Consider the following 26,323-nt stretch of genomic DNA (forward strand, 5'->3'; position numbering starts at 1 on the left):
GCATGAATTCTCCACCTCACTCAAGCGACTTACCATAAAACGCTAGAGGAAGTGCGGACTAACGAGCTGAGTAACGGCGCTATTCGCGGAATTCAGGGGTTTCGCGAACGACTTCGGAATTTGCTCCATTGGGTGTGGGTGATACGGGTACGACTTGCTCCGCCGCGGGCCGGTTGAGCAGTGTCCTGGCCAGGCCCAGACCGGCGCCGCCGAGCGTGAGCGCCTTGGCCAGCATCTCCTCCACGCCCTGGGCACCGTTGAGCACCACCATGTGCTCGACGTTGCCGAACGCCTTGGCGCCCGCCTCGACCACCTCGGGCCAGCGCTCGGCGAGCTGCTGGGCGACGACCGCCTCCTGGTTGCTGGCCAGCGCGTCGGCGCGGGCCTTGATGGCGTCGGCCTGCGCCAGGCCCTTGGCCCGCGCGGCGTCCGCCTCGGCCATGCCGCGCAGCCTGGTCGACTCGGCCTCGGCCTCCCCGCGCAGCCGGATGCTCTCCGCCTCGGCCTGAGCCCGCGACACGGCGGCGCGCCGGTCCGCGTCGGCCAGCGTGACCTGCTCGTAGGCCCGCGCGTCGGCCGGCCTGCGTACCTCTCCTTCCAGGCGCTTCTCGGCGAGCTGCGCCTCCAGCTCGGCGGCCGTCGTCTGCTGGACCACGACCTGCTGGCGCGCGGTGGCGTCGGCGAGCGGCCCGGCCTGCTTCGCCTCGGCCGAGGCCCGGTCCATCTCCGCCTGGTAGCCGGCCTGCCGGATGCGGGCCTCGCGGATCGCGGCGGACTTCTTGATCTGGGCCTCCTGCTCGGCGGCGTTGGCCTCCTGGTCGCGCTGCGCCTCGGCGGTCCTGGCCAGCGCCGACACGGCGGCGGCGTGCGGGCGGCCGAGGTTGAGGATGTAGCCGGTGGCGTCCTCGATCTCCTGGACCTGCATCGAGTCGACGATCAGGCCGAGCTTGCTCATCTCGTCGGAGGAGGAGGTGCGGATCTCGTTGGTGAGCGCGTCGCGGTTGATGATCAGGTCCTCGACCGTGAGGTTGCCGATGATCGAGCGGAGGTGTCCGGAGAAGAGCTGGTGTGTCTTGTCGTCCACGGTCTTCTGCTGATCGAGGAAACGCCGCGCCGCGTTGGCGATGGAGGCGAAGTCGTCGCCCACCTTGTAGATGACCACCCCGCGTACGTGCACGGGGATGCCCTGCTTGGTCACGCACTTGACTTCGAGCGCGGAGACCCGGCTGTCGAGCGAGATGCGGCGCGCGGTCTGGAACCCGGGGATGACCAGCGCGCCCTTACCCGTGACGATCTTGAAGCCGAGTGTCTCCCTGCCGCGCGCGCCTAAGCCGGAGATGATGATCGCCTCGTTGGGCTCGGCGACGCGCCAGATCAGTTTGAAGGCGAGGATGGCGACGAGGACCAGAGCGGCGACGATGCCGGTGGGGATCAAGTCCATGGCTACTCCCAGGAAGAAGTCACTGCCGACCAGACTTCCCGGCTCACCTGTTTGTGATGGTACGCCGGGTTATTGCGCTTTTCCAGAAGATTCGGAGCCGTTCGGGGCCGCGCCGTTGAGCAGCGCCCGGGCCAGACCGAGGCCGGTGCCGCCGAGGGTGAGCGCCTTGGCGAGCATCTCCTCGACGCCTTGGGCGCCGTTGAGCACCACCATGTGCTCGATGTTGCCGAACGCCTTGGCGCCCGCCTCGACCACCTCGGGCCAGCGCTCGGCGAGCTGCTGGGCGATGACCGCCTCTTGGTTCTCCTTGAGCGCCTGGGCCCGCGCGCTGATGGACTTCGCCTCCGCCAGGCCCTTGGCCTGCGCGGCCTCCGCCTCGGCGAGCCCGAGCGCCTTCGCCGCCTCGGCCTGGGCGAGCCCGCGCGCCTTGGCGGCCTGGGCCTCGGCCTCTCCCGCCACCTTGGTGGCCGCGCCCGCCGCCTCGCCGCGCAGCCGTACGGACTCGGCGTCCGCCGCGGCCGCCTGCTTGACCTGGGAGGCCTGCGCGACGGCGCGCAGCTCGGTCTCCCTGGCCTCCGCCTCGGCCTGGGCGATGCGGGCGTCGCGTTCGGCCTGGGAGAGCGTGACGGTCTCGTACGCCTTGGCGTCGGCGGGCTTGCGTACCTGCGACTGCAGCCGCTGCTCCGACAGTTGCGCCTCCAGCTCGGCGGCCCTCGTCTCCTGGACGACGACCTCCTGCCTGGCGGTCGCCTCGGACAGCGGGCCCGCCTGCCTGGCCTTGGCCGCCGCCTGGTCGATCTCGGCCTGGTAGCCGGCCTGCTGGATCTTGGATTCGCGTACGGCGGCCGCCTTGCGCGCGGCGGCGGCCTGCTCGGCCTCGGTGGCCTCCTGGTCGCGCTGGGCCTCGGCGATACGGGCCACGGAGGCGACCTTGGCGGCGTGCGGCTTGCCCAGGTTGACGATGTAGCCGGTCTCGTCGTCGATCTCCTGGATCTGCAGCGAGTCGACGATCAGGCCCAGCTTGCTCATCTCGTCGGCGGCCGACGCCCTGGTCTCGCTGGTCAGCCGCTCCCTGTTGAGAATCAGGTCCTCGACGGTCAGGTTGCCGATGATCGAGCGCAGGTGGCCGGTGAACAGCTCGTGGATCGCGCCGGTCATGAAGTCCTGCTGGTCGAGGAAGCGCCGGGCGGCGTTGGCGATCGAGGACAGGTCGTCGCCCACCTTGTAGATCACCACGCCGCGGATGTGCACGGGGATGCCCTGCTGGGTGACGCAGGAGACCTGGAGATTGGCCGCCCTGGTGTCCAGGCGCAGCCTCCTGGCCGTCTGGAAGCCGGGCAGCACGGCCGCACCCTTGCCGGTAATGATCTTGAAGCCGAGGCTGTCCGGGCCCTCGCCGCGCCCGCGCGCGGCGAGACCGGAGATGATCAGGGCCTCGTTGGGCTCGGCGACCCGCCAGACGGCCTTGAAGAGCAGGATCAGCACGATGACGGCGACGAGGATGCCACCGCCGAGAACGTAGGGCTCGGGGGACATCGGGGCCTCCCTAGACGAGTGCTCGGGCCACATAGACCGTCCGCGGCGGGAAGTAATCCACCACGATCACGATCGTTCCGACGGGGAACTCCTCATCAGGCACGGTCGGATGAGCGTAGAAAGCTTCGACGCCACCCCTGACCGGCACCATGACCTCGCCGACGAGACCAGGGCCGATCTTGCCTGTGACCCTGCCCTGCTTGCCGACCACCGGACTCCCCCCGTCGTGATATTTCGGACGCTACTCCAAACAGGCATTCGCGGTAATAGGTCACGCAAAATGTTTCTCGAAGCACTGCGTGGGAGGACGCGGCTTTTACCCGGAGTCGTGATGATCAGCGCATGAGTGACATGAACTCGCACTCGGCGCGCGACCTCGGGATGAACCGGCCTATTACCCGCCGCGACTTCTTGGACGGCGTCGCCGTGGTGGCAGGAACGGTGGCCCTGGGCGCGTCGGCGGGCTGCGCGCCGCCGCGGCCGGGCGGATCGACCGTCATCGGGACCCAGGCGCTGCTCGTGCCCCAGGACGTGGGCTCTCCGGCGAGCCTCACCGGACTGCGGGGCAACACGCCTGAGGCGCTCAGCGTCCCCCACGCGCTCCGCGACGGCCGCTTCTGGGAGCACGCGGGCTCCCCTGTGCCCACGGGCGAGCACTACGACCTGGTGGTGGTCGGCGGGGGCATCAGCGGGGTGAGCGCGGCCTTCGAGTGGCGCCGGCAGAACCCGGAGGCCCGCATCCTGATCCTGGACAACCACGACGAGATCGGCGGGCAGGCGCGGCGCAACGAGTTCCGCCCCACCGGGCGCGAGGGGGTGCTGGTCGGCTGCGGCGGCTCCCGGTCGATCAAGACGCCCTCGGTGTGGACGCCGGAGGGCAAGGAGCTGCTCGACCTGCTCGGCGTCAAGCTGGAGAGGTTGGGCGGGTACCTCGACCGGAACCTGTACGCCGGGCTCGGGATGCACCGCAGCGTGATGTGCGACCGGGAGACGTTCCGGGCGGACCACCTCGTCCGCCTCACCCCCGGCGTGGAGCCCCGGCAATGGGTCAAGCGGCTGCCGGTCGCCGAGCAGGCCAAGAAGGACCTCGTCATGCTGTACGAGAACCCGCCGGACTGGTTCCCCGGACTGCCGCCGGAGCGGAAGGAAGAGCGGCTGGCGGAGCTGACCTACTCGGACTTCCTGCTGAAGGTCTGCCGGGCGCACCCCGACGTCGAACTGTTCCTCCGGACCATGCCGAGCGTCGCATGGGGGTACGGCACGCAGGCGTTCGGCGCGATCGACGCCTGGGGCAGCGACTACCCCGGTTTCGGGGGTCTGGGGCTGGACACCGGCAAGCCGTCGCGGTTCAGCTCGCCCAGTGTGAAGAAGGAGTGGAAAGTCGCCGACCCGAATGTCTACCACTTCCCCGAGGGCAACCAGGCGCTGGTCCGGATGATGGTGGGCCGGATGATCCCCGGCTTCGCCGGCTCCACCACCATGGACGGCATCACCACCACCGCCTTCGACTACGGCCGGCTCGACCTGCCCGCGAACCGGGTCCGCTTCCGGCTGTCGAGCCCCGTCGTCTTCGCGCGCAACGACGGCTCACCCGACAGCGCGACCAGCGCGACCGTCGGCTACTTCGACGGCCACCGGGTCAGCACGGTCCACGCCGGAGCGGTCATCCTGGCCTGCTGGAACATGGTCATCCCCTACCTCGTCACCGAGCTGCCCGACGACCAGAAGCAGGCGCTGCGCGACGCGGTCAAGATGCCGGTGCTCGACGCCGCGGTGCAGCTACGTAGCTGGGAGGCGTGGCGGCGCCTCGGCATCGACCGCACCCGCTGGACGGGCGCCTACTGGTGCCTGTCGGAGCTCGACCACCCGGTCGGCATGCCCGGCTACGACCACCCGAAGGACCCGGGCGAGCCCATCAGCGTGCGCATGCTGGCCGCGCCGTGCCAGTCGGAGCTGGGTCCGGGGCCGGGGTCCGCCGTGGGCCGGCAGGAGCTGCTCAACACGCCCTACAACCGGCTGGAGTACACCATCCGCGAACAGCTCGCCCGGCTGCTCGGCCCCGGCGGCTTCGACCCGGCCACCGACGTCGAGGCGATCACGGTCAACCGCTGGGGCCACGGGTACGCCCCGGAGTACTGCCGCCCGTGGCACTCCTTCTACCCCGACGGCCCGTTCCCCGCCGACACCGCGCGCCGCCGGTTCGGCAGGATCGCGATCGCCAACTGCGACTCCGTACCGGCCGCCCGCGCCGACGCGGCCGTCACCGCCGCCCATCTGGCCATCGCGGAGCTGCGGACATGAGGTGTTACCGCGGCTCTTCCTTCAGCGCGTCGAGGCTGGACTGCCAGAGCCGTTCGGCCAGGCCGGGGTCGGACATCGTGTCCGGGACCTGCTCCGGGGCCTGCTTCGCGAAGTAGCGACCGGCCCGCTGCTCGCCGTCGGCGTGCGTCGCCAGGTGCACCAGCGTGCGCGCGCCGTACTCGGGCGGCTTGGCGTATCCGGGCACGGCCAGGAACATCGGCATGATCCACGTCTCCGCCGCGAACCCGCTGCGGATCACGCCCGGATGGAAACAGGTGGCCGCCACCCCGCGGGCGGCCAGCGCCACGGTGAACAGGGCATTCGCCTGTTTCGTGTCGCCGTATTGGAGCCAGCCGTTCCATCGTCGCTGCTCACGCGATAGGTCGGCCGGATCGAGCCGGCCGCTTCTGCCTGCCCGCGAAGAAGTGGTGACTACCCTGTCCACCCGATCTGTAAGAGAATGGGTCAGCAGAAAGGGGGCGAGATGGTTGACCTGAATCATCAGTTCGTGACCGTCCACCGTAATCTGGCGCCGCGGACTCATCACGCCCGCGTTGTTGGCCAGGACAGCAATGCGCTCATAACGCTCACGCAGCACCGCCACCAGCCGACGAACGTCGTCAAGCGATGTGTAGTCGCAGGTCAATACATCGGCTTCGGATCCGCCCAACCCGTCGGCCACGGCCTTGAGCCGAGACTCGTCCCGGCCGACGAGCACCACCCGGTGTCCCCGTCGTGACAGCTCGGCCGCCGCCGCGGCGCCGATGCCGGCACTTGCCCCAGTAATCACGCTAATCAACGCGTTCCTCCCCCTGCGCCGGAAGCATAAACGGTGCTAGTCTCCTGTGCGATCTTCCGGAGGTGTGTTTACACAGAGTGTGGAAATGCCCCTCGACTCCGAGGTTGGGACATGGGCTCGCAAAACCGGTCAATTCGGTTCAAGATCTTCTTATTGCTGCTGCTACCCCTCCTGTCTCTGAGTGCGCTCTGGGGCTTCGCCCTCAATCTCACCGTGGGTGACGGCCAGGCCATATCCAGAGCCAACACGCTTTATCGCACCATCGGTGTTGCCTCCACCGACCTGGGCTTACAGCTCCAAGCCGAGCGAGCCCAATCGGCCGTGGCGGTCACCACCCGTCAACTCACCCAAGAACTCGGCACGCAGCGCGCACGCACCGACAAGTCCGTCGCCGGCTTCCAGCGGTCCACCCTAGAGGCGGGCGACGCGATCAAGGCCGAGCTGAGCGGCCCCCTCGACGCCGTCAACGGGGAGCTGAACCGGCTCGGCTCCATCCGCGCCGACATCGACGGCGGCATCAGCTCCCGGCTGACGAGCCTCAACGAGTACAACCGGGTCCTCGACACCATCCTCCGGCTCTACGACCACCTCGTCGCGCTGCCCGACCTGCAGATCTTCCAGCAGGCGTTGTCGCTGCAGGCCATGGGCAGCGCCCGGGAGACCGTCGCCAGGGAGCACGCGCTGATCAGCGGCGCGCTCATCGACCACCGGCTGACCGAGCCGGAGCTCACCGCGTTCACCGCATACGTCGCGACCCGCAAGTTCCTCAGCGCCCGCGGCCAGGCCGGGCTGGACACGACGCTCCGCAAGCCGTACGAGCAGGTCTTCGCCAGCGACCTGTTCAGGGACTTCACGGCGATGGAGACGCGCGTCATCGCGACCGGCGCCCCGCCCTCCGACGGTGCGGATTGGAACGCGACCGTGGACCGGGTCGCGGCGCAGCTCGACCGGGCCGGCGCGGCGTCCTTCAAGGTGCTGAGCGGGCGCGCGCTCGACGCCGCCACCGCCACCGTGGTGAAGATCGGCAGCGCGGGCGGTCTCGGACTGATCGCCGTGCTCGCCTCGATCATCATCTCCGTGCGCTTCGGCCGCCGCCTCGCCGGTGAGCTGGCCGCGCTCAGGGCCGCGGCCGTAGAGCTGTCCGACAACCGGCTGCCCAGCCTCGTCGACCAGTTGAGCCGCGGCGAAGAGGTGGACGTCAAGGAGGAGGCCAAACCGCTCGAGGTCAGCGGTGCGGCCGAGATCGTGGACGTGGCCAAGGCGTTCGGCTCCGTGCAGCGCACCGCCGTACGGGCCGCCGTGAGCCAGGCCGCGATGCGGCGCGGCATCGGCCAGGTGTTCCTCAACCTGGCCAGGCGCAAGCAGGGCCTGCTGCACCGCCAGCTCGCGCTGCTCGACGGCATGCAGCGCCGTACGCACGATCCGGACCGCCTGGAGGAGCTCTTCCGCCTCGACCACCTGACGACGCGCATGCGGCGCCACGCGGAGAGCCTGATCATCCTGTCCGGCGCCGCCCCCGGCCGGGCCTGGCGCAAGCCGGTGCCCGTGGTCGACATCGTCCGGGCGGCGATCGCCGAGGTCGAGGACTACACCAGGGTCACCGTCGAGGCCATGCCCGGCAGCGCGCTCGACGGCGCCGCCGCCGCCGACCTCACCCACCTGGTCGCCGAACTGGTCGAGAACGCCACCATCTACTCGCCGCCGACCACCACCGTGGTCGTACGCGGCGACCTGGTGAGCAACGGCTACGCGATCGAGGTGGAGGACCGGGGCCTCGGGTTGTCGGCCGGCGAGTACGCCGCGTTCAACGCGCTGCTGACCAACCCGCCGGAGTTCGACCTGGCCGACAGCGACAGGCTCGGCCTGTTCGTGGTGGCCAGGCTGGCCGAACGGCACGGCCTTCAGGTGCTGATGCGCCGTTCGCCGTTCGGCGGCACCACCGCGATCGTGCTGGTGCCGCGCGACCTGGTCAACGACCAGGCCGCACTGACGGCAGGCAGCGAAGAGACGCCCGCGCTGCCCAGCCGTACCAAGAAGAAAGCGCTCGCGGTGGTGAACGGCACGCACGCCGGGCTGCCGAGGCGAGTGAAACAAGCCAACCTGGCACCCCAGCTCAAGGCGGACGAGCCGCCGGAGCCGGATCCGGAAGAGAAGACAGAACGCTCTCCCGATGAGGTACGGGACCTGTTCTCCGCCTTCCAGCGGGGAACCCAACGCGCCCGAGAAGAAGCGAATGAAGAGGGGGAGGCATGAGTGTGCCGACGACCAACACCGGTGAGCTGAACTGGCTCCTTGACGACCTGACGACCAGGGTCGGAGCAGTACGGCAGGCGGTCATCCTGTCGACCGACGGCCTGGCGGTCGGCTACTCCAAAGGGCTGACCCGCGAGGACGCGGAGCACCTGTCGGCCGTGGCCGCCGGGTTCCAGAGCCTGGCCCGCGGCACGGGACGGCATTTCGGCGGTGGCGACGTACGCCAGACCATCGTCGAGATGGAGTCGGCGTTCCTCTTCGTGACGGCGGCCGGGCAGGGCACCTGTCTGGCCGTGCTGGCCGACGCCAACGTGGACGTCGGGCACATCGCTTACGAGATGGCGATGCTCGTCAAGCGGGTGGGCCAGCACATATCCACCAATCCCCGGGCGAAATCGTCATGAAGGAACCCCCGCGGTGGCTTGACGAGGACGCGGGGCCGATCGTCCGGCCCTACGCCCTCATACGCGGGCGCACCAGAACCTCCGGAGAGGTGTTCGACCTCATCGCGAGCGTCACGGTCGTCGGCGACCCGGCGCCCCACGACCTCGAACCCGAGCAACAACTCATCCTTCGGGCCGCACGTAACCCGATCTCGGTGGCCGACGTGGCCGTCGAACTCGACCTGCCCGTAGGCGTCGTCCGAGTCCTTCTCGGCGACCTGCGTGACCACGGCCTCATCTCGGTGACGTCGCCCTCAGAGACAGGCCCGCGCCCGAATGAGCGCATTCTCAAGGAAGTGATCAATGGACTCCGTGCTCTCTGAGGACCCCGTCGCGCTGAAGATTCTCATCGCCGGGGGGTTCGGCGTGGGCAAGACCACGCTGGTCGGATCGATCAGTGAGATCAGGCCGCTACGCACGGAGGAGGTGCTCTCCGATCGTGGCGTCGGCGTCGACGATCTCGACGGTGTGGAGACCAAGACCACCACCACCGTCGCGATGGACTTCGGCCGCATCACGATCCGCGAGGGGCTGGTCGTGTACCTGTTCGGCACGCCCGGTCAGGAACGGTTCTGGTTCATGTGGGACGAGCTGTCCTACGGCGCGCTCGGTGCCGTCGTGATCGCCGACACCCGCCGGCTGACCGACTGCTTCCCGTCCGTCGACTACTTCGAGCAGCGCGGCACCCCGTTCGTGGTGGCCGTCAACTGCTTCGACGGCGCCGACCGGCACAGCGTGGACGACGTGCGGATCGCGCTCGACCTGGACGAGGATGTGCCCGTGCTGCTCTGCGACGTACGGCGCCGCACCTCGGCCAAGGAGGTCATGGTCACGCTGGTCGAGCACTCACTGAGGACGCTGACATCGGCGAACTAGCGGCGGGCTAGAGCGCCCGCAGGCCGTCGATCACTTCCCTGAGCAGGCTCTCCGTAGGCGTCGTGGCCTTGGAGAGCGGCGGCCGGACAGACACCAGGCCGTAGTCGAGCAGATCCCCGAGCAGGACCCTGGCCACCCCCACGGGCAGGTCCAGCTCGGCGGCGATCTCGGCGACCGGCCTGGTCTGCCCGGTGACGCAGTCGACCATCCGGCGGTGCCGGGCGCTCAGATCAGCCTTGGCCGGCGGCGGCTGGCCGGTCGCCATCACGGTCGCCAGCAGGTCGAGTTCGGCGGGCGAGGAGGACTTGGTGCGCCCCCTGGTCACCGCGTACGGCCGCACGACGGGTCCGGCCTCCTCGTCAACCCATTCGTCGGGCCCATGGGTCACGACTGGGATCCCCCATCCTGATCGCTGTCCTGCCGCCCGCGCTGCCAGCCGGACTGGAGCGAGGAGAGCAGGGCTCTGGCCTCCTCCGGCGAGCGACCCGCGGGCGAGCGTACTTCCGCCTGCTCAGGGGGTGACTCCTTGAGCCGCTCCGACAGGTTGGCCTGCCGCACCCGGCGGGGCAGCTGCGCGTCCTGGGAGCGCTCAGAGTTGGGCTTGGACGTGCGCACCCGGCGCGGCAGCTCGCCGGGGGCCGTCGTGTCCTCGGGCGTCCTGACCACCGAGACGGACACCGACTCCAGCTCGGGCATCCGCACCGGGGTCGGGAGGGCCTGAATCAGCTCTGTGGGCACCAGCACGATCGCGGTGGTTCCGCCGTACGGGGAGGGCTTGAGTGTGACCGTGATGCCGTGTCTGGCGGCCAGCATGCCGACCACCGCGAAGCCGAGCCGCTCGGTGTGCGACGCCTCGAACTCGGGCGGGCTCGCCAGTTGCTCGTTGACCGCCTGCCGGGCCTCGGCGGGCATGCCCAGGCCGCGGTCCTCGACCTCGACGGCGAAGCCCCTGCCGACCAGCTCGCCGCGGACCGACACCTCGTTGCCCGGTGAGGAGAAGGAGGCGGCGTTCTCGATCAGCTCCGCGAACAGGTGCATGAGGTCGGCCACGGCCGCGCCGGAGACCCCGCACTCCGGCATCGGGTAGACGCGGACCCGGGTGTACTCCTCGACCTGCGCGGCGGCGCCGCTCAGCACGTCCTCGACCGGGATGACGCCGCGCCACCTGCGTCCGGCCGAGCCGCCGGAGAGCAGCACCAGGCCCTCGGCATGGCGGCGCATGCGGGTCGTCAGGTGGTCGATCTTGAACAGCCGCGACAGCGCCTCGGGGTCCTCGGTCTCGCGCTGCATCTCGTCCAGCAGCTTGAGCTGGCGTTGCAGCAGCGACTGGCTGCGCCGGGCCAGGTTACGCAGCGCCTCGGAGACGCCCTGGCGGAGCTTGGCCTGCTCGACGGCCGCGTCCACGGCGGTGTACTGGACGCTGTCGAACGCGTTCGCCAGGTCGTCGATCTCGCTCGTCGCGCCGTCGCACATCTTGATGGGCGGCACCTCGGCCTGGATGTCGACGCCCTGCCCCTGCCGCAGCTTCGTCACGACGTCGGGCAGCCTGATCTCGGCCAGGTCGAGCGCGGTGCGGCGGAGCGCCGCCAGCTCACGGCTGATCCGCCGGCCCACCCGGACCGAGATGAAGATGGAGAGGGCGACCGCGATGAGGCCGAGGACACCCGCCACCGCGGCCCGCACGATGATGCTGATGCCCGCCGGCTCCATCCGGGCCAGGAACCGGTCCCCGTTGTCCCAGATGACCTGCGTGTAGTCCTTCAGCACGGGGTCGGCCATGCCGCGCCAGACCGCCGGATCGACCGGCCGGCCCGAGACGAAGCCGTCCAGCGTGCGCTCCATCGCGGCCCAGCGCTCGGAGTTGCTGATCTTCTCGAACGGGGCCCGCAGCTCGGTGTCGAGGTTGGCCATGGCCTTGGGGAACAGGTAGGTCCGCGTACCGTCGATCCTGGCGAGCATGTGCATGTCGGCCATGGACGGCTTGCCGTTCGCCGCGACGATCAACGCGCGCTCGCGGTCCAGCAGCTCGCGTACCTCACTGGCGGCGATCAGGCCCTGTGCCTGCTGAGCCAGCCGGACGTCGGTGGCGAGGGTCAGCGTCGGGTAGAGGCGGTGGACCGCGTCGGAGATCGACGAGTACTCGGTGACCAGCCCACCGGGGCTCAGCCTGCGGGTGTCGACCTGCTTCCTGATCTCGGGCAGGCGCTCGACGGTCGCGAAGACCTCCTTCAGCCTCCCCTGCATCTCAGGGGTGAGGGCGGCCTGCGTCTTCTCCGTAAGTCCATTGTCGCTGAGCCGCTTCTTGACCTCGTCGACCTTGGCGCGCGTGGTGCTCAGCGCGGCCGGGTCGGTGACGTTGCCGGAGATCACCTCGGCGGAGGCGAGGCGCTCCTGCTCAAGGGTGTAGACCAGGAAGTCGGCGTGGCTGATGACCCCGTTCCAGATCGTGTCGACCTTCAACAGGTTCAGGGCCTCACCGGAGGTGGTGCTCGCGGCGAAGCCCCAGAGTCCGACCAGGGATACCAGTGGGAGAACCAGCAGCGTCGAGATCTTGAATCTGATGGATCTGCCAGATGCCATGACGCCCGCTCCCGGATAGAAGATCGCGGGAGACAATAGCACCAATTGCGGCGGTTTTTAAGATCGACTAGCCACAAACTTATGATATGTCCGGAAATTCACAGGTTGCTGGACAATTGCTCGGCCCCATGCGAGCCGTACCAACCACGCCGCGAGCACCGCGAGCAACGCCACCTCCGCGCCCAGCAGCACCCGCTCCACCAACCCGATCATCACCCGCTCGCCGGGCAGGGCCACATAGGTGATCGCCAGCACCCCGAGCCCGCCCGCCAGGGCCAGCCACTCGACGGTCCGCGCGACCGGCTTCCACGCCTCGTCGGCCGCCAGCCGGGGCACCAGCAGGGCCGCCGCGGCGGGCAGGCTGACGAACGCGGCCACCGACACGTAGCGGTGGATCTGCGCAGTCAGGGTCAGGTCGTGGCCGATCGGTGTGGTCGGGATCACCGCCGCGACGATCAGCGCCCCCGACCACACCCACAACAGCCGCTCCGGTAGCCCCCGCACCGGTGCGTGCGCCGCTTTCAGCGCCTTCAGGAGAATGAGCGAACCGAGGCCCAGCACCATCATCGCCGCTTCCGTGACGCCCCCGCGGTCGGACACGGCGTATTCGCTGACGGTCACGTTGAGGGGGTTCAGGTACGGGTCGGGCACCAACTGCCCGACCACGATCCCGACCACCGCGAACACGATCGACCCGCAGGCGATGATGGGATAGAGCCTCTGTGCGGTCATGTCTCTACTTTCCCGTCCACCGCCCCCACCCACATCAGGCCCCACCCCTGACCCGACCCTGATGAGGTATCGGGGTGTTTTAAGGGATGTTTCTGTTACGGCAGGCACGGGAGGGCCCATCCGCCGACCGGGGTCGGCGGCCTTCCAGGGGCACGGTCCTCCGCCTCACCGGCCGAGCGCCGCTACGTGCGTCTTCTTGGCCGTCTTCTTCGCTTTACAAGCCCGAAGGGTCTCTGCCCACGCTGATCTCCTCGGCGATTCTGCGGAGTTCGGCCACGTCGAGGCCGGGGGCCTTGGGCAACTGGCGCATCAAGGCCTCCATCACCACTGGCACCGGCTGGCCGGCCAGGCGGCCGGCGATCCCGTGGACAGCCCGGAAAAGTGCCTCATCCGTGTCGTGCATCCGCTCTCCTTGTTCGTGGTCCGGGAGAACGGTACGGCGTCGGGAGGACAGTTTCGCGCTACTGCTCCAGCGTGTTCCGGAGCGCCGCGCAGATCTCGGCGAGATGTCCCACCTGCTCGGGGGTGAGGACGTCGAACAGGCTCCGTCGTACCTCCGCCACGTGCCCGGGCGCGGCGGCGGCCAGCGCGGCGAACCCCTCGGTGGTGAGCACGGCGTAGTTGCCCCGGCGGTCGGAGTCGCAGCGGTGACGCCGCACCCAGCCGCGCTCCTCCAGCCGGGCGACCGCGTGCGAGAGCCGGCTCTGCGAGCTCTGTGCCCTGGCGGCCAGCTCACTCATCCGCATCGAGCGCTCGGGCGCCTCCGACAGGGCTACCAAGATCATGTAGTACGTGTGCGGCATGCCCGCCTCGCGCTGGAGCTGGCGGTCGAGCGCCTCGTTCACCAACTGGGTCGCGGCCAGGAAGTCACGCCAGGTGCGCTGCTCGTCGTCGTCCAGCCATCGGGTCATGCGGCCATTTTACTTGAACTCTCATATACTTAGCGGTAGCTTCCGCCGAAAGGGGTTCACCATGCCGGTCCAACGGCTCAACCACGCGGTCCTGTACGTACGCGACGTCGAACGCAGCGTCACCTTCTACCGGGAGGCCCTCGGCTTCGAGGCCGTCATGGGCATGCCCGGCGCCGCCTTCCTACAGGCCCCCGGCTCGACCAACGACCACGACCTGGGCCTGTTCCAGATCGGCGAGCGGGCGGGCCAGTCCACCGCCGGCCGGTCCACCGTCGGCCTCTACCACCTGGCCTGGGAGGTCGACACGCTCGACGAGCTGGAGCGCATCGCGGCCAAGCTGAGCGAGCTCGGCGCGCTGGCCGGGGCCTCCGACCACGCCACCACCAAGGCGCTGTACGCGCACGACCCCGACGGGCTGGAGTTCGAGGTCTCGTGGCTGGTGCCCGCCTCGCTCCTCACCGACGAGGTGCTCGCCGCGCGCACCAGCATCCGGCCGCTCGACATCGCGGCCGACAAGGAGAGGTACGGCGGGCAGACGCGCGGCGGGGTGGGCGTCTCCATCCCCGCCTGATTGTCTGGCGTCGCATTTCTGGCTGGATGTACCGTGGCCTTATCCCACTCCCGCGCCTTGGAGAAGGGCCATGCCGAGCGATCCTGACCATGTTCTCGACGCCATCGACGGTGTCGTCGACGAATGGGAGACGCTGAGCGCCGACGCGATGCGCTGGGCGCCGCCCGAGAGCAAGACCGAAGATCTGCTCCAAGAGGTGACCGAGATCTTCGGCCCGCTGGCGAACGCGCTCACCCAGGCGTTCCGCCCGCTGGGCGACGCCGTGACCCGCGCGCTCGACCGTCTGATAGACGACGACGAGGGAAACTGACGATGACTCCCGTACCGGCCCGGCGGGCTTTACCCGCTGCTCGGCTCGCTCGCGCCGGACGGGTCAGTCGGATCAGGCGGGCCAGTCGGGGCAGTCAGGTCAGGCGGCCGCGAGGCGCATGGGGCGCAGGGCGCCGGTGAGCTTGGCGAGCTCGGCCAGCATGGCGTCGGCGGCGCCGATCATCACGTCGTTGGGCTTGACCGTGCCGTCCTCGACGAACTGCGGGTAGAACGCCAGGTTGACGGCCTCGACCACCGGGATCATCTTCAGCGAGCTGACCACCTGGCGCAGGCTGTTGACCGCGCGGGTGCCGCCGGACAGGCCGCCGTAGCTCACGAAGCCCGCCGCCTTGTGCTGCCACTCCTGGTGCAGGTAGTCCAGGGCGTTCTTGAGCACGGCGTTGAAGCTGTGGTTGTACTCGGGCGTCACGAAGACGTAGGCGTCGCCGCGCTCGACGATGGCGCTCCACTCCTTGGTGTGCGCGTGCTCGTACTGCTTGAGCCTGGGGTGGTTCGGCTCGTCCAGGAAGGGCAGGCCGAGTTCGGCCAGGTCGACCAGCTCGACGTCGAAGTCGCCCCCGGCCACGGCCCGCTCGTAGAACCACTCCCCGATCACCCTGCCCACGCGGCCGGGGCGGGTGCTGGCGATGATCACTTGCAGTACGGGCTTGGACATGTCCTGCTCCTCAGTCTCGAAGGTCTAGCCACTCAACATTATTGAGTAACTACATATTTCTTAGCAAGTTGCCGGGTATGATCCATCGGGTGAGCCTCCATTCGGTATGCACCCGGTTTCACACCGCCCTGGAGCTGATCGGGGCGCGGTGGTCGGGCGCCCTGCTGCACATGATCTTCAAGGGCACGCACCGCTACGCCGAGCTCAAAGCGGCCATCCCCGGCGTGAACGACACGATGCTCGCCCGGCGTCTGCGGGAGCTGGAGGCCGCCGGGCTCATCGAGCGGCGGGTGCTCGACACGTCGCCGGTCAGGGTCGAATATCACCTGACGGAGATGGGCGAGGAGCTGCGCCCCGTCCTGGACGAGCTGGTCGTCTGGGCGCACAAGTGGATCCCGCTCCCAGAGGACAAGGCCGAAGCCTCCTGAGCCGGGGTCCGTCAGGCGGCGCCCAGGTGCTCGGCGATGGCCCCGGTGACCGGTATGACCGTGGGCAGCGGCCGGGCGGTGAAATGCGCGGGCTTGTGGGTGCGCAACAGCAGCTCGCCACTGCGCTCCCACTGGAAGCCGCCCTTGTTCAGCAGCCCGGCGAAGACCGCTCCGGCCTTCTCGGGATCGCGTTCGGCCAGCCGCCGGATCGGCACCGGCGAGACGGCGTCGCCCCGGAGATAGGCGCTGACCAGCTCGCGATAGGGCCGCTTGGCGATCAGGCCGGGGTCGAGGAAGACCTCCTCCAGCATGCCGAAGTCGGCGTAGTAGCCCAGCCCGGCGACCTCGTCGAAGATCAGCGCCACCGTCTCGGCCCCGGTCACGTGCTCGGGCAGCTCCAGCCCGGCCGGTGGGGCGCCGCCCAGCCGGCCCGACTGGTAGGCCAGGTAGCCGCGCACGCGGTCGGCCAGCTCGGCGCCCCGCAGCACGACCAGGTCGGTCCCGAAGTGGCCGATGAAGCATTGGCGCTGCTCGCGCTGCAGCTCCCTGGCCTGGGTCAGCAGCACCGGGTTGCGGAACACCCACTCGGGATGCTCCAGCGCGATGTGCGCGGCCGTCGACAGGAGCGTGTCGCGCGCGGCGGCCGGGTGCACCGCCGGGGTGCCGCTGATCAGCCAGTCGAGCCCGAGGGGCACCAGCCTGCCCACGACGTACATCCCGGGCCGCAGCTCCCCGAAGGCCGCCTCGCCCAGGTTGGAGAACGCCCGGTAGGTCAGTTCGTCCACGAGGTTGAACAGCAGCACGGTCGCCCCGTCGACCACCCGCACCTCGTACACGCCCTCGACCACGTCCTTCCACCTCGACAGCAGCTCGACGTCGGCCCTGGCGAGGTCGGGCCGCTCGCGCAGGAACCGGTCGATGACCGTGTCGCCGCCGGTCAGCAGATGCTGGTGGGCGAAGTAGTCGATGGGCAGGAAGGCCGCGGCCTCGTCGGCGGGCGGGCCGTCGGCGTAGAACCGGTCGAGCACGCCGCTCAGCTCGCGCCCGAACCGGCCGGAGGTGGCAAAGTGGATCAGCTCGGCTTTGAGCTCAAGGGCCCGCGCAAGCATGGTCATCATCACTCCTTGTGTCCGAACAGACACTAACCGTCCCTGGCAGGGTCGAGACGGCTCTTCCACGACTTGGGGTCACCACCTGCCACTAACCTGCCTTCTGTGAACGATGCGGCGCCCCTGGCGGGTCTGCGGGTCATCGAGCTGTCGAGCTACATCGCCTCGCCGCTCGGCGGGATGACCCTCGCCCAGCTCGGTGCCGACGTGATCCGGGTGGATCAGCTCGGCGGCGGCCCCGACCTGGGCCGATGGCCGCTGGCCCCGTCCGGCCGCAGCCTCTACTGGGCCGGACTGAACAAGGGCAAGCGATCCGTCACCGCCGACCTCCGCTCCCCCGCGGGCCGCGAACTCGTCGCCGCACTGATCGCGACCGCCGGCATCGTGCTCACCAACGCCGCGCCGCGCCCCGGCCTGACCTACGACGACCTGCGCGAGCTTCGACCCGACCTCGTGTACGCGCGGCTGCTCGGCCACCGCGACGGCCGCAACGCCGTGGACTACACGGTCAACGCCTCCCTGGGCTTCCCCGCCATTACCGGGCCGGAGGACCACGACGGGCCGGTCAACCACGTGCTGCCGGCATGGGACGTGGCCTGCGGGCTCTACCTCGCGGCCGGGCTGCTCGCCGCCGAACGGCACCGCCTGGTCACCAGCCATGGGCAGCGGCTGGAGGTGGCGCTGCACGACGTGGCGCTGGCCACCGCGGGCAACCTCGGCTACCTGGCCGAGGCCCAGCTGTGCGCCACCCCTCGCCCGCGACTCGGCAACCACGTCTTCGGCGACTTCGGCCGCGACTTCGCCACCGCCGACGGGCGGCGGGTCATGGTGCTGGTCCTCACCACGAGGCACTGGCGCGACCTGGTGGCGGCGACCGGCCTGGCGGAGGTGATGGCCGCGCTGGAACGCGCCCTGGGCGCCGACTTCCTGCGCGAAGCCGACCGGTACGCCTACCGCGAGACGCTGGGCGGCGTACTGTCGCCGTGGTTCGCCGGCCGTACCGTCGCCTCGCTCGAAGGGGCTTTGGGGTCCGTGCTGTGGGCCGAATACCGGGACTTCGGCGAGCTGGTCCGGGACGGCACGCTGCGCGACAGCCCGCTGATGGGCGAGCTCGCCCAGCCCGGCATCGGGCCACACCTCGCGCCCGGACCGCCCGTGGTCTTCGGCGGGCGTCAGCTCCCGCCGCGTCCCGCGCCGGAGTTGGGGCAGCATACGGACGAGGTGCTGGGCGAGCTGCTGTCGATGTCCACGGCCGAGGTGGCCCGGCTCCGCGCTCAAGGGGTGGTGGGGGAATGACGCTCTCGGATTACGTACGCGACTGGCGCCCTGGGGTCGTGACCAGCGAGGACATCATCTCGCCCGGCCCGGCGGCGGCTCTGGCGGCGGTGCTCGACGCGCCGCCCTCCGGTGAGCCGCTGCCGTTGCCGTGGCAGTGGCTGTACTTCCTGGAGTGGCCCGCGCAGGCCCGGCTCGGCATCGACGGGCATCCGGCCGAGGGGCACTTCCTGCCGCCGATTCCGCATCGGCGGCGGATGTTCGCGGGTGGGCGGATGCGGGCGCGGCGGGGATTGGAGATGGGGCGGCCGGCCGTACGGACCGCCGAGCTGACGGCCGTCACGCCGAAGGAGGGGCGGTCGGGGGAGATGTTGTTCGTGACGGTGCGGTACGAGTACCGGCAGGGTGGGGAGCTGCGGCTGGTCGACGAACAGGACCTGGTCTACCGCTCAGATCCCCCATCGCAGGGGTCGGCCCCCGCGGCGGCGGTCGCCGGTGAGACTGCCGGTGCAGATGACGGTGCCGCATGGCGGCTTTCGATGACCGCCACTCCGCCGCTGCTGTTCCGCTTCAGCGCGCTCACCGCCAACGCCCACCGCATCCACTACGACCTGCCCTACTGCACGGACGTCGAGCGCTACCCCGGCCTCGTCGTCCACGGCCCGCTGCTCGCCGTCCTCATGGCCGAGCTGCCCCGCCGGTACGCCCCGGGCCGCCGGATCACCGGCCTGGTGTACCGCCTGCGCCGCCCCGTCTTCGCGGGCGAGCCGATCGTCATCACCGGCTCGCCGGAGTCGGGACAGCTGACCGTCCAGGACGCGGCCGGTCAACTGAGAGCCGAGGCGCACTTCACCTGACCCGCCCGCTCATACCGTCTTGAGCATCCCGCCGTCGACGAAGTACGTGGCGCCCACCGAATAGCCGGCCCGGTCCGAACACAGGAAGACGACGAAGTCCGCGACCTCCTCCGGGGTGGCGAACCGCTTGATCGGCGCGTGCTCCCGCGCGACCTCGTCGAGGTGCCCCTGCCAGTCGCCGCCGCTGTCGGCGGTCAGTTGCTTGGCGGTCTTCACCCAGTCGGGAGTGAGGACCAGGCCGGGGTTGACGCAGTTCACCCGGATGTTGTGGTCGATGACCTCCGTCGAGAGCGTCTTGGAGAACATCATCAGCGCGGCCTTAGCTACGCTGCTTTTAGTGCATACTCCGAGACATGACCACCTCACCGCGCCGGGCAGAGGGGCGCACACTCATCGATCGGGATCCTGACCAGCTCATATGGATCCTGTCCGCGAGGGAATCCGCAGACAGAAAAGATCAGCTAGCGAATCAGCTCACGGATCTCCGCGCCCTCGTTCGCGGCATCGGTGGGCGGATCGACCGGGAAGTACCCGAAAACGCCGTTTCATCGTACAAGAAGACTCGAATTACGCTGCCTGATGGCACATACGGATATCGAGTCGTCCGTCCCGACTGGGAAAAGATCCTCACCGGCTTGCGCCGCCGTGAATGCAATGCGCTTGCTGTGGCCGATCTCGATCGCGCAACGCGTGAACCAAGGATCTTGGAAGACCTCATTGAGGTTGTCGAGCATTACGGCGCGTACGTGGTCAGCCTCACAGGCAACATCGACCTTACGACTGACGCGGGCATTTCGGCGGCACGCGGGCTAGTTAATCAGCGAAACCAGGAATCCCGGAACACCTCTCGGCGCGTTAGTACGGGCAAGCGACACGCCGCCCTGAAAGGCAAGAACAGTGGTGGCCCTTTTCGGCCTTTCGGATGGCGACAAGACAGAAAGGCCGTCAGCAAAAGAGAGCAAGCACACATCTTGCGAGAGCTTCCGAGGATCAGAGGCGGAGTAAGCGCAATCACTATCGCGCGAGAGTGGAAAGCGCGCAGAATACCTACGGTGACTGGTGCCGAGTGGCACGCAACAACCATTGTTGGCATCTTCACGAATCCGCGCATTTGCGGCTTCCGAACTTACGACGGAGAGATTCTTAGGGACGAATCCGGCAACCCCGTTCAAGGTGAATGGGATCCAATTCTGACAGTAGAGCAATGGGAAGAGGTATGCCGCAGGTGGAAGCCTACAGAGCCTCAGGCCCCATCACGCCTCGGAGCCACGGGAACCGGCTCCCGCACGAAATACCTCCTCTCACCATTCCTCCGCTGTGGCAAGTGCAGTGCCAGGATGTCAGGAACCCTTGGATTCCGCAGCGGCGGAAGGGAAGAGCTTTATATATGTCCGGCTAAAGGGTTGGGAGGATGCGGCGGCATCTCCCGTATCGCCAAGCCCATCAATGACTACATCACAGCTCTCGTCATCGCCGATCACAGAAGGATTCAGTTTCAGAAAGAAGAAGAGACGGACGAAGAGCAGCCACCGTGGCCCAAAGCAAAGGAATTGGCAGATCTGCAAGCACGCATCAACGACTCCACTCAACGTTATGAAATAGGCGAATACTCCGCCGAGCGCTACTTTCCCAGCTTGGCGAGAATGGAAGCGCGCGAGGCTCAACTAAAGCGCGAAAAGCGCACACACGAGAGCAAGCAGCAATCTCGACGACGCGTGATCGTAGACCTGGAAAAGAGATGGAAAGAGCCGGACTTCACTCTAGAGCAAAAACACGAAGCCATCGCAAAGAGCCTGTCAGCGGTTATCATCCTACCAGCAGGTCGAGGCATTCGCTTCCACCCCGATCAAATTAGGCCGATATTCCATGAGGAACATGAGGGCGTGGCACTATAAGCGCCAATATCCCAGAGCAAGAATAGCCCCCGCTAGCAGTCGAGCAGGCGGGGGCTATTTTGGTTATTGGTCAGCCACGATTTCGAGGCAGTAGATTTGCGCTACCTCACGGGCCCAGCGGGTTGACCTTGTCGGCGCGTTTTCTAGTTGGCGTTCGGCCCACTCTTCAGGAGTGGGGATTATCACCCTCTCTCTTTTCCTTTGTTTACGACTATTTGGGTTGCTCGTTCGACATCACCCCCTTTCAGCATCCGAAGGATTACGGGTGCCGTCGCGGTAGAGCCGGCGGGCGCGGTTCCACAGGCGTCGTCCGATCCGCAGACGGAGGCCGGAGCCGCCGCAGCAGGGGCAGAAGCGCCACCCACGGCCGAAGAGGTAGGAGATTCGACCGGTGCCCTTGCATCGGCGATGTTCGCGGAACGGTCGGGCGTAACAGGCGTAGGCGTAGCTCAGCGTGAGCAGGACGGGAACGGCGATTGCTGCGGCGGCAGCAAGTGTGTTGGGGGTCAACAAACCACCTCCTGAGCTGGTACGGGGTTGTTGGTCAGTCAGCCTGCTATCTGCTACAGGGCTGGTCAGCGCGGGTTTCTGGGTGCTAGCGGGGGTGCTTCCGGAAGCAGGGTCAGCTACTTCCGGAAGCACCGTCCGGGCTCAGTCAGCGCGGCCCGTTTGGTCACGCTCCGCCATGGCTTGCGCGAGGCTGGCACGGTAGATACCGCGCCGCGTGTGCTTCTTGCCATCGATGCGTCGGCCGATGTCGCCGACCTTGACGCCGAGCGGCTTAAGGGTGCTGGTGAGTTGCTCGGACCGCCATCCGCCGTACACCTCTGGCCGCAGGGCGGCCAGACGCGTGCATAGCTCGGCGTTCCACGCAGCGTCTTCCCCGTCCGGCCACACGTGCGCCAGATCGGCCAGAAGGTCGTACGCGGGTGGGTCCGGTCGGCTGGCGTGCGGGTCGGGCATGGTGCCCGCCTTGACGCGTAGGGCGATGGCGCGTGTGACCACCTGTTGGGCCTGGTGGGCGTCGACCTCGAACCCCCTGCGGGCACCGGGCTTGCCCAGACCGACCAGGATGCCCCACCCCGCCTCTACTACCGGCTCGAACACCGTGGCGCGGTGGCCCGCCTTGTACATCCCGGTGCCAAGAATCATGTCGTTGGCGACCTGGTCGGCTACCGACATGCACACGCGGGTGTTGACGTTGCGGGTGATCCCGGTCGGCAGGCTGTCCTTGTCCGGGATCTGGGTGTCTATCAGCAAGATCACGCCCAGCGCACGGCCGAGCTTGATCACCTTCTCGCACAGCTCCCCAGCTTCCCCGCCATAGATCTTGTGCTGGAAAAGCTCTTGCGCCTCGTTCAGGAACACGATCAGCGGATGCAAGCCTGATCCTTTGCGCGACGCCAGTTCGGAAGTGACCTTGTTCTCTGGTGCCATGCCGAGCGCGTGATAGTGGCTGATCCGCTCGGCGCGTCGCTGGCACTCGTGATACAGCCACTTGATCAGTGCGGCGGCACGGCCGATGATCTTGTCATCGCTGCCGTTGCCGTACTCGGCACACACCGGTTCGACCACCGCGAAGTCAGCAACCCCCTTGAATTCGAACCCTCTGATCTCGGCGCGCGGGTCGAGCGTGGCGGCCAGCACCAGCAGCCGCAACAGGAACGTCTTGCCTGATCCCGGCTGTCCGCCGATCAGCCAATTCCGGAAGATCAGCATTGCTGCGATGATCTCCATACGTGGCGTGGTGAAGATCGGGAACGGCTTGAACACGTCCACCGTGCCGCCCCTCAGGAGCGGCCAGAGCGGTTGTTCCATCGTGCTGGCCGGTTGGTAGCCGACCCACAGTGCTAGCCGTCCAGGGTGGCCGCTAGCCACCTCTGGCCACACCTGATCAAGCGGTAGCCGCATGGCTGACGCGAGCCGTCCCCGTCGTGCCACCACGTCGGCGGCCTCCACCCCGAACGGCAGATCGACGATAGCCAGGTGTCCAGGGCCGTCGCGGTGGATGTCCTGCGGGAAGCTGATCGCGTGCTGATCTTTGGCTACGGCCGCATTGATCGCGCCTATGCCGATGCTGAGCAGGCTGCGGCGTACCAGCTCCGCAGTGAGCTTGCGGTAGCGCGGTCCTTGGCTGACCCGATCAGTGATCGGCTTGTCCTCCGGCCGTCCAGCACGGGCAAGGATCGGCACCAGCGCGGCCAGCAGCGCCCACCGCGCCCAGTCGGGCACGCTCACCTGTAGTGCCAGCACCAACGCCACGGCGGCGGCACTGAGCAGGACGGCCAGGATCAGCACCGACCAGCGCCACCGCGATTGCCGCTCGCGTTGCTTGTCGAGCTTGAGCCAGGTCATGGGATCGTTGCGGTCGGCAGCCGCCTGACGCAACGCCCAGTTGCCCTCTTCGGCCGTGGCCCACCTCAACAGGTGGCCGATGCCGGAGAACGACCCGATCGGCGCGTAGATCGCCATCTTGGCCGCGTACTTGGGCAGGCGAACGGCGTGGTAGCCGAGCACGTAGGCGGCATCCTTGACCCACCACACCAGCATGGCGCGGGTACCGATCCAGGTCCGTGCCCACGGCGGCAGGATGGGGGCACGCCCCCGACCGGTCGCTGACCGGTCGGGGGGCACGCCGTCGTCGTCGGGCCGATCTACCGGCGGCCCGTCCGCCGGTAGATCATCGGGCACCGATTCCCGGTCGAAGAACTGATCGTCTCCCCCGTCCGGTTCAAGATCATTTACCTCGCCCGCGGTAGGCTCAAGATCATTTTCTAGCCCTTCGCCGGCGGATTTGGGCACCTCTCTGACCTGTGCGAACTCCGGATTGAGGCCCGTCCAGGCGAACCGGTCGAGCGGGATCGCGGACGGTTCGTCAGGGTCGGGCGAGTGCCCCGTCATGAGGCGGCATCCCGTCCCCCGCGCTTGCCTCGCGGGTGCCGTGCGCGTGCGCGCTGCGCCGACAGTTCGTCGCGCAGGTAGTACAGGGGATCATGTTCGCCGTCCGCGTGCGCGTGCAGGGTGGCGCGTGCGGCGGCCATGAGGTCTGCCCGGTCGAGCCGGAGTCGGGTGATCTCGCTGCGGAGTCTGGTGATCTCGACCACCAGAGTGGGCGTGTCGGCTAGGGCGGCGGTGACGTGCTGCCACAGGTCCGCAAGCGTCGTGGTCGAGCGGGCGAACGTGGTGATGAGTTGGCGTGCGGTGCGGTTGCGGGTGATGACCTCCTGTAGGTCAGGGTCGGGGTATGGATGGGCGTTGGTCACTAGGCATCACTTCCTTTCGGGTTGGTGATCAGGAGCCGGTAATCCAGGACAGGAACGCGCCCAGCGCGCGGCGGATGTCGGGGGCCACGGCGGTCGCGGCCAGCAGGAATCCGAACGCGACGCATAGCAGCACGCTCCAAAGCCGGAGTTTCAGGAACCGCACGCCGAGCACTACGAGGATGCCGAGCAGCACAACCACGGGGATCGTGACGTTCATCGGGGTATCACCTCCTCCCTACGCGAGCGGGACATGAGTGGGGGCTAGATGCCGTCGTGGCGGGCCTTGTGGCGTCGCCACGCGGTACGGGCGCGGCACTTGCGGCAACGCTTGCTACCGAAGTCCGTCACCGCGCCACACAGACACTTAGGGGTCAGCGGGAATATGCGCAGGGTGTTCACCTCCTCGCCTGATGCGAGCCGGGAGCAGGGGTGGAGTCGTCGGGGCGGGGGCGACGCGCATGCATGAGCACGCGCCGCGCCACACGCTCGACCCCGCTATGGGGGCGGTCCGACAGGTTCCGGTGGCGGTCGTCGGCGCGGATGCCGCAGACCAACACCACGAAGAGCACCAGCACGCCGATAGCTGCGAGAAGCGCCAGGCTGATCACGAAGAGCGGGATGTCTGCCATTCACGCCCCGCTAGGAGGGTCTGGAAAGACGCAGTCCATGTAAGACATGAGCGCGTTCGTCCGGGCTCGACGCTCCTCTGTAGCGGTCATCGCGCCGTACCGCAGGGGGCCGAAGTCCACCTCAGCCGAGTGATAGCCGAGATCTGCATCAGCAGGGTTGAGCGGCGATCCGATCACCCGCCCGATGCGCTCTACTTCTGCTCTTCTTTCCTCTTCGCTGCCGTGCAGGACAGAGACCGTGACATGCACCATGTCGGGCACGGGCAGCTCCGGCCGATCTTCTAGGAAGTCGGCGAGGGCTCGAAGGCCCCTAACGAGTCGCGTCCGATGATCTTCGGCGCGATTGCTGGAGGTCATGTGGATCACTTCCTTCCGAGTCGTGCGCCATAGAGGGTCAGCGAGTCAGGGCAGTTCTCCAGGAGGTCGGCCACGGCGTAGAGCGTGATCATCAGGAGCAGAAGCGCCGTTGCCGCAAGCTGGCTCGAAAGCCCATCCGTGCAGTTGTCAAGGACGTCCGCCAGGGTGCGGATGAAGGTGATCAGGCGCGAGTGCTGGAGACTCCCGAGGTCCGTCATCAAGATCACTCCCATCCGCATCTAGGAACCGGGGCGACCATTCGTGCTGCTCGATCGCCGTACAGGGGGTGCTACACGAAGGACCGTACAGTCCCCCCTGCACGGCCGTCAAGGGCCCCCTGTACGAGTCGTGTCTAGCCCCCCCTTGACGAAACGCGTACGCTGGCGCTCATGACGAACGAAGGCGTGAGCGGGGCGGTACTGTCCGCGCTTGCTGACCTCGAACACGCGTTTGGTGCGGCCATAACGGCGATCAACGCCGAACCCGACCACAACCGTGCATACAGCGGTGCAACGGAACTGGTCGAAACGCTGCGGAAGCTCTTTGAAGCCTCAGCGGAACAGCGTGCTCTTTCGGCAGCTCGCATTTTTGAGCAAGAGGAAATGTCGTTGGCTGGATTGGCTGGCCGCATCGGTGTATCGAAGGCACGCGCAGCCCAACTAATCAAGACCGCAAAAGATGCCAACGACCAACGTGAAACGTGATGGAGAAAATCGATGACCGAGCGGACAGAGGTAATCGTTGAGGTCTGGCCCGTATCGGCCGACGAAGTCGGTCTATGGCTGATTAGTGGCAACGACGCATGGCGTTCTGAAGCCGTACTGCAAGACAGCGACCCTCACACAGCCGTAACGGACCTACTGAAGGCGAACGATGCGTCAGAGGGCGTTAAACTCCTGCACTCGACTTCATGGCGCGCAGAAGAAACGGCCGTCGTCCTGACATACGTTGCGGTCATTGGCTGCGCGGCCTTTGTACGGGACAAATGGCAAAGCGCAGCTCCAATCAGTCCGGTTCTTCCAAGTGCAGTAGGGAAGCCGATTGCGGTTGAGGCCACTGAGGCCCCAATCCCCCGGTACATC

29 protein-coding genes are annotated in these 26,323 nt (G+C 67.9%); 12 read left to right on the forward strand and 17 right to left on the reverse strand.

Going from position 1 to position 26,323, the window contains the following annotated elements:
* Nucleotides 1–79: 79 nt before the first annotated feature.
* From KLK06_RS08880 to KLK06_RS08890, 3 genes are all read right to left on the reverse strand, one after another.
* Nucleotides 80–1,441: a flotillin family protein gene (locus tag KLK06_RS08880; protein WP_214634869.1), complete on the reverse strand. Its 1,362-nt coding sequence runs from the start codon at nucleotides 1,439–1,441 to the stop codon at nucleotides 80–82.
* Between the two features lie 69 nt (nucleotides 1,442–1,510).
* Complete coding sequence (locus KLK06_RS08885; protein WP_214634870.1) at nucleotides 1,511–2,977, reverse strand: flotillin family protein; 1,467 nt, start codon at nucleotides 2,975–2,977, stop codon at nucleotides 1,511–1,513.
* A gap of 10 nt (nucleotides 2,978–2,987) precedes the next feature.
* Nucleotides 2,988–3,188: a hypothetical protein gene (locus KLK06_RS08890; protein WP_214634871.1), complete on the reverse strand. Its 201-nt coding sequence runs from the start codon at nucleotides 3,186–3,188 to the stop codon at nucleotides 2,988–2,990.
* A 131-nt stretch (nucleotides 3,189–3,319) separates the two neighbouring features.
* On the opposite strand from KLK06_RS08890, the gene KLK06_RS08895 reads away from it, so the two are divergent.
* Complete coding sequence (locus KLK06_RS08895) at nucleotides 3,320–5,278, forward strand: NAD(P)-binding protein (protein WP_250905151.1); 1,959 nt, start codon at nucleotides 3,320–3,322, stop codon at nucleotides 5,276–5,278.
* 4 nt (nucleotides 5,279–5,282) lie between these two features.
* Here the strand turns inward: KLK06_RS08895 and KLK06_RS08900 are convergent, their stop codons facing one another.
* Nucleotides 5,283–6,068 carry an SDR family NAD(P)-dependent oxidoreductase gene (locus KLK06_RS08900; RefSeq protein WP_308168169.1) on the reverse strand — a complete coding sequence of 262 codons (786 nt, stop codon included), beginning with the start codon at nucleotides 6,066–6,068 and terminating at the stop codon, nucleotides 5,283–5,285.
* Nucleotides 6,069–6,230: 162 nt separating this feature from the next.
* Between KLK06_RS08900 and KLK06_RS08905 the strand changes: the two genes are divergently transcribed.
* Genes KLK06_RS08905 through KLK06_RS08920 form a run of 4 tightly spaced genes read left to right on the forward strand, consistent with a single transcriptional unit; the run spans nucleotide 6,231 to nucleotide 9,649 of the window.
* Nucleotides 6,231–8,330: a nitrate- and nitrite sensing domain-containing protein gene (locus tag KLK06_RS08905; RefSeq protein ID WP_214634873.1), complete on the forward strand. Its 2,100-nt coding sequence runs from the start codon at nucleotides 6,231–6,233 to the stop codon at nucleotides 8,328–8,330.
* Entirely contained in the window at nucleotides 8,327–8,734 is a 408-nt protein-coding gene (locus KLK06_RS08910; RefSeq protein WP_214634875.1) for a roadblock/LC7 domain-containing protein, read from the forward strand. The genes KLK06_RS08905 and KLK06_RS08910 overlap by 4 nt, the downstream gene beginning before the upstream one ends.
* Nucleotides 8,731–9,096, forward strand: coding sequence for a DUF742 domain-containing protein (locus tag KLK06_RS08915; RefSeq protein ID WP_214634876.1), 366 nt, complete (start codon nucleotides 8,731–8,733; stop codon nucleotides 9,094–9,096). Before KLK06_RS08910 ends, KLK06_RS08915 begins: the two co-directional genes overlap by 4 nt.
* On the forward strand, nucleotides 9,077–9,649 hold the full coding sequence (locus KLK06_RS08920; protein WP_214634877.1) for an ATP/GTP-binding protein: 573 nt from the start codon (nucleotides 9,077–9,079) through the stop codon (nucleotides 9,647–9,649). Before KLK06_RS08915 ends, KLK06_RS08920 begins: the two co-directional genes overlap by 20 nt.
* Before the next feature lie 7 nt (nucleotides 9,650–9,656).
* Here the strand turns inward: KLK06_RS08920 and KLK06_RS08925 are convergent, their stop codons facing one another.
* The 5 genes from KLK06_RS08925 to KLK06_RS08945 all read right to left on the reverse strand — a co-directional run bounded on the left by KLK06_RS08925 (nucleotide 9,657) and on the right by KLK06_RS08945 (nucleotide 13,872).
* Nucleotides 9,657–10,037, reverse strand: a complete 381-nt coding sequence (locus KLK06_RS08925) for a DUF742 domain-containing protein (RefSeq protein WP_214634878.1) — start codon at nucleotides 10,035–10,037, stop codon at nucleotides 9,657–9,659.
* Complete coding sequence (locus KLK06_RS08930) at nucleotides 10,034–12,229, reverse strand: nitrate- and nitrite sensing domain-containing protein (RefSeq protein ID WP_214634879.1); 2,196 nt, start codon at nucleotides 12,227–12,229, stop codon at nucleotides 10,034–10,036. The genes KLK06_RS08925 and KLK06_RS08930 overlap by 4 nt, the downstream gene beginning before the upstream one ends.
* A gap of 57 nt (nucleotides 12,230–12,286) precedes the next feature.
* On the reverse strand, nucleotides 12,287–12,961 hold the full coding sequence (locus KLK06_RS08935) for a DUF998 domain-containing protein (protein WP_214634880.1): 675 nt from the start codon (nucleotides 12,959–12,961) through the stop codon (nucleotides 12,287–12,289).
* 214 nt (nucleotides 12,962–13,175) lie between these two features.
* Entirely contained in the window at nucleotides 13,176–13,364 is a 189-nt protein-coding gene (locus KLK06_RS08940) for a hypothetical protein (RefSeq protein ID WP_214634881.1), read from the reverse strand.
* Nucleotides 13,365–13,422: 58 nt separating this feature from the next.
* Nucleotides 13,423–13,872 carry a MarR family winged helix-turn-helix transcriptional regulator gene (locus KLK06_RS08945; protein WP_214634882.1) on the reverse strand — a complete coding sequence of 150 codons (450 nt, stop codon included), beginning with the start codon at nucleotides 13,870–13,872 and terminating at the stop codon, nucleotides 13,423–13,425.
* Nucleotides 13,873–13,933: 61 nt separating this feature from the next.
* On the opposite strand from KLK06_RS08945, the gene KLK06_RS08950 reads away from it, so the two are divergent.
* Together KLK06_RS08950 and KLK06_RS08955 are read left to right on the forward strand one after the other, a co-directional pair.
* Complete coding sequence (locus tag KLK06_RS08950) at nucleotides 13,934–14,443, forward strand: VOC family protein (protein WP_214634883.1); 510 nt, start codon at nucleotides 13,934–13,936, stop codon at nucleotides 14,441–14,443.
* Nucleotides 14,444–14,513: 70 nt separating this feature from the next.
* The gene (locus KLK06_RS08955; protein ID WP_214634884.1) at nucleotides 14,514–14,753 is read left to right on the forward strand and encodes a hypothetical protein; all 240 of its coding nucleotides are present in this window, start codon (nucleotides 14,514–14,516) and stop codon (nucleotides 14,751–14,753) included.
* A 99-nt stretch (nucleotides 14,754–14,852) separates the two neighbouring features.
* Here KLK06_RS08955 and KLK06_RS08960 read toward each other — a convergent pair whose 3' ends face one another.
* On the reverse strand, nucleotides 14,853–15,428 hold the full coding sequence (locus KLK06_RS08960; RefSeq protein WP_214634885.1) for an NADPH-dependent FMN reductase: 576 nt from the start codon (nucleotides 15,426–15,428) through the stop codon (nucleotides 14,853–14,855).
* An 89-nt stretch (nucleotides 15,429–15,517) separates the two neighbouring features.
* On the opposite strand from KLK06_RS08960, the gene KLK06_RS08965 reads away from it, so the two are divergent.
* Nucleotides 15,518–15,856, forward strand: coding sequence for a helix-turn-helix domain-containing protein (locus tag KLK06_RS08965; RefSeq protein WP_214634886.1), 339 nt, complete (start codon nucleotides 15,518–15,520; stop codon nucleotides 15,854–15,856).
* A gap of 11 nt (nucleotides 15,857–15,867) precedes the next feature.
* Here KLK06_RS08965 and KLK06_RS08970 read toward each other — a convergent pair whose 3' ends face one another.
* Complete coding sequence (locus tag KLK06_RS08970; RefSeq protein WP_214634887.1) at nucleotides 15,868–16,974, reverse strand: hypothetical protein; 1,107 nt, start codon at nucleotides 16,972–16,974, stop codon at nucleotides 15,868–15,870.
* A 96-nt stretch (nucleotides 16,975–17,070) separates the two neighbouring features.
* Between KLK06_RS08970 and KLK06_RS08975 the strand changes: the two genes are divergently transcribed.
* Both KLK06_RS08975 and KLK06_RS08980 read left to right on the forward strand, forming a co-directional pair.
* Nucleotides 17,071–18,261 carry a CoA transferase gene (locus KLK06_RS08975; protein ID WP_214634888.1) on the forward strand — a complete coding sequence of 397 codons (1,191 nt, stop codon included), beginning with the start codon at nucleotides 17,071–17,073 and terminating at the stop codon, nucleotides 18,259–18,261.
* Nucleotides 18,258–19,097 carry a hypothetical protein gene (locus KLK06_RS08980; RefSeq protein ID WP_214634889.1) on the forward strand — a complete coding sequence of 280 codons (840 nt, stop codon included), beginning with the start codon at nucleotides 18,258–18,260 and terminating at the stop codon, nucleotides 19,095–19,097. The genes KLK06_RS08975 and KLK06_RS08980 overlap by 4 nt, the downstream gene beginning before the upstream one ends.
* A gap of 9 nt (nucleotides 19,098–19,106) precedes the next feature.
* Here KLK06_RS08980 and KLK06_RS08985 read toward each other — a convergent pair whose 3' ends face one another.
* Nucleotides 19,107–19,487 (reverse strand): SDR family oxidoreductase, encoded by a 381-nt coding sequence (locus KLK06_RS08985; RefSeq protein ID WP_308168170.1) that lies wholly within the window; start codon nucleotides 19,485–19,487, stop codon nucleotides 19,107–19,109.
* Here KLK06_RS08985 and KLK06_RS08990 point away from each other — a divergent pair.
* Complete coding sequence (locus tag KLK06_RS08990; protein WP_214634891.1) at nucleotides 19,451–20,992, forward strand: recombinase family protein; 1,542 nt, start codon at nucleotides 19,451–19,453, stop codon at nucleotides 20,990–20,992. The genes KLK06_RS08985 and KLK06_RS08990 overlap by 37 nt on opposite strands.
* A gap of 651 nt (nucleotides 20,993–21,643) precedes the next feature.
* Here the strand turns inward: KLK06_RS08990 and KLK06_RS08995 are convergent.
* From KLK06_RS08995 to KLK06_RS09015, 5 genes are all read right to left on the reverse strand, one after another.
* Complete coding sequence (locus tag KLK06_RS08995) at nucleotides 21,644–23,893, reverse strand: cell division protein FtsK (RefSeq protein ID WP_214634892.1); 2,250 nt, start codon at nucleotides 23,891–23,893, stop codon at nucleotides 21,644–21,646.
* Nucleotides 23,890–24,255, reverse strand: a complete 366-nt coding sequence (locus KLK06_RS09000) for a hypothetical protein (RefSeq protein ID WP_214634893.1) — start codon at nucleotides 24,253–24,255, stop codon at nucleotides 23,890–23,892. Before KLK06_RS09000 ends, KLK06_RS08995 begins: the two co-directional genes overlap by 4 nt.
* A gap of 28 nt (nucleotides 24,256–24,283) precedes the next feature.
* Nucleotides 24,284–24,472, reverse strand: a complete 189-nt coding sequence (locus KLK06_RS09005; protein WP_214634894.1) for a hypothetical protein — start codon at nucleotides 24,470–24,472, stop codon at nucleotides 24,284–24,286.
* Nucleotides 24,473–24,650: 178 nt separating this feature from the next.
* The gene (locus tag KLK06_RS09010) at nucleotides 24,651–24,884 is read right to left on the reverse strand and encodes a hypothetical protein (protein ID WP_214634895.1); all 234 of its coding nucleotides are present in this window, start codon (nucleotides 24,882–24,884) and stop codon (nucleotides 24,651–24,653) included.
* 362 nt (nucleotides 24,885–25,246) lie between these two features.
* A complete protein-coding gene (locus KLK06_RS09015; protein WP_214634896.1) occupies nucleotides 25,247–25,459 on the reverse strand; it encodes a hypothetical protein in 213 nt (70 codons plus the stop codon).
* 171 nt (nucleotides 25,460–25,630) lie between these two features.
* Here KLK06_RS09015 and KLK06_RS09020 point away from each other — a divergent pair, with 171 nt between their 5' ends.
* On the forward strand, nucleotides 25,631–25,945 hold the full coding sequence (locus KLK06_RS09020; RefSeq protein ID WP_214634897.1) for a hypothetical protein: 315 nt from the start codon (nucleotides 25,631–25,633) through the stop codon (nucleotides 25,943–25,945).
* Nucleotides 25,946–26,323 lie beyond the last annotated feature (378 nt).

The sequence above is a fragment of the Nonomuraea sp. NEAU-A123 genome (assembly GCF_018603905.1).
Classification (GTDB): Bacteria; Actinomycetota; Actinomycetes; order Streptosporangiales; family Streptosporangiaceae; genus Nonomuraea.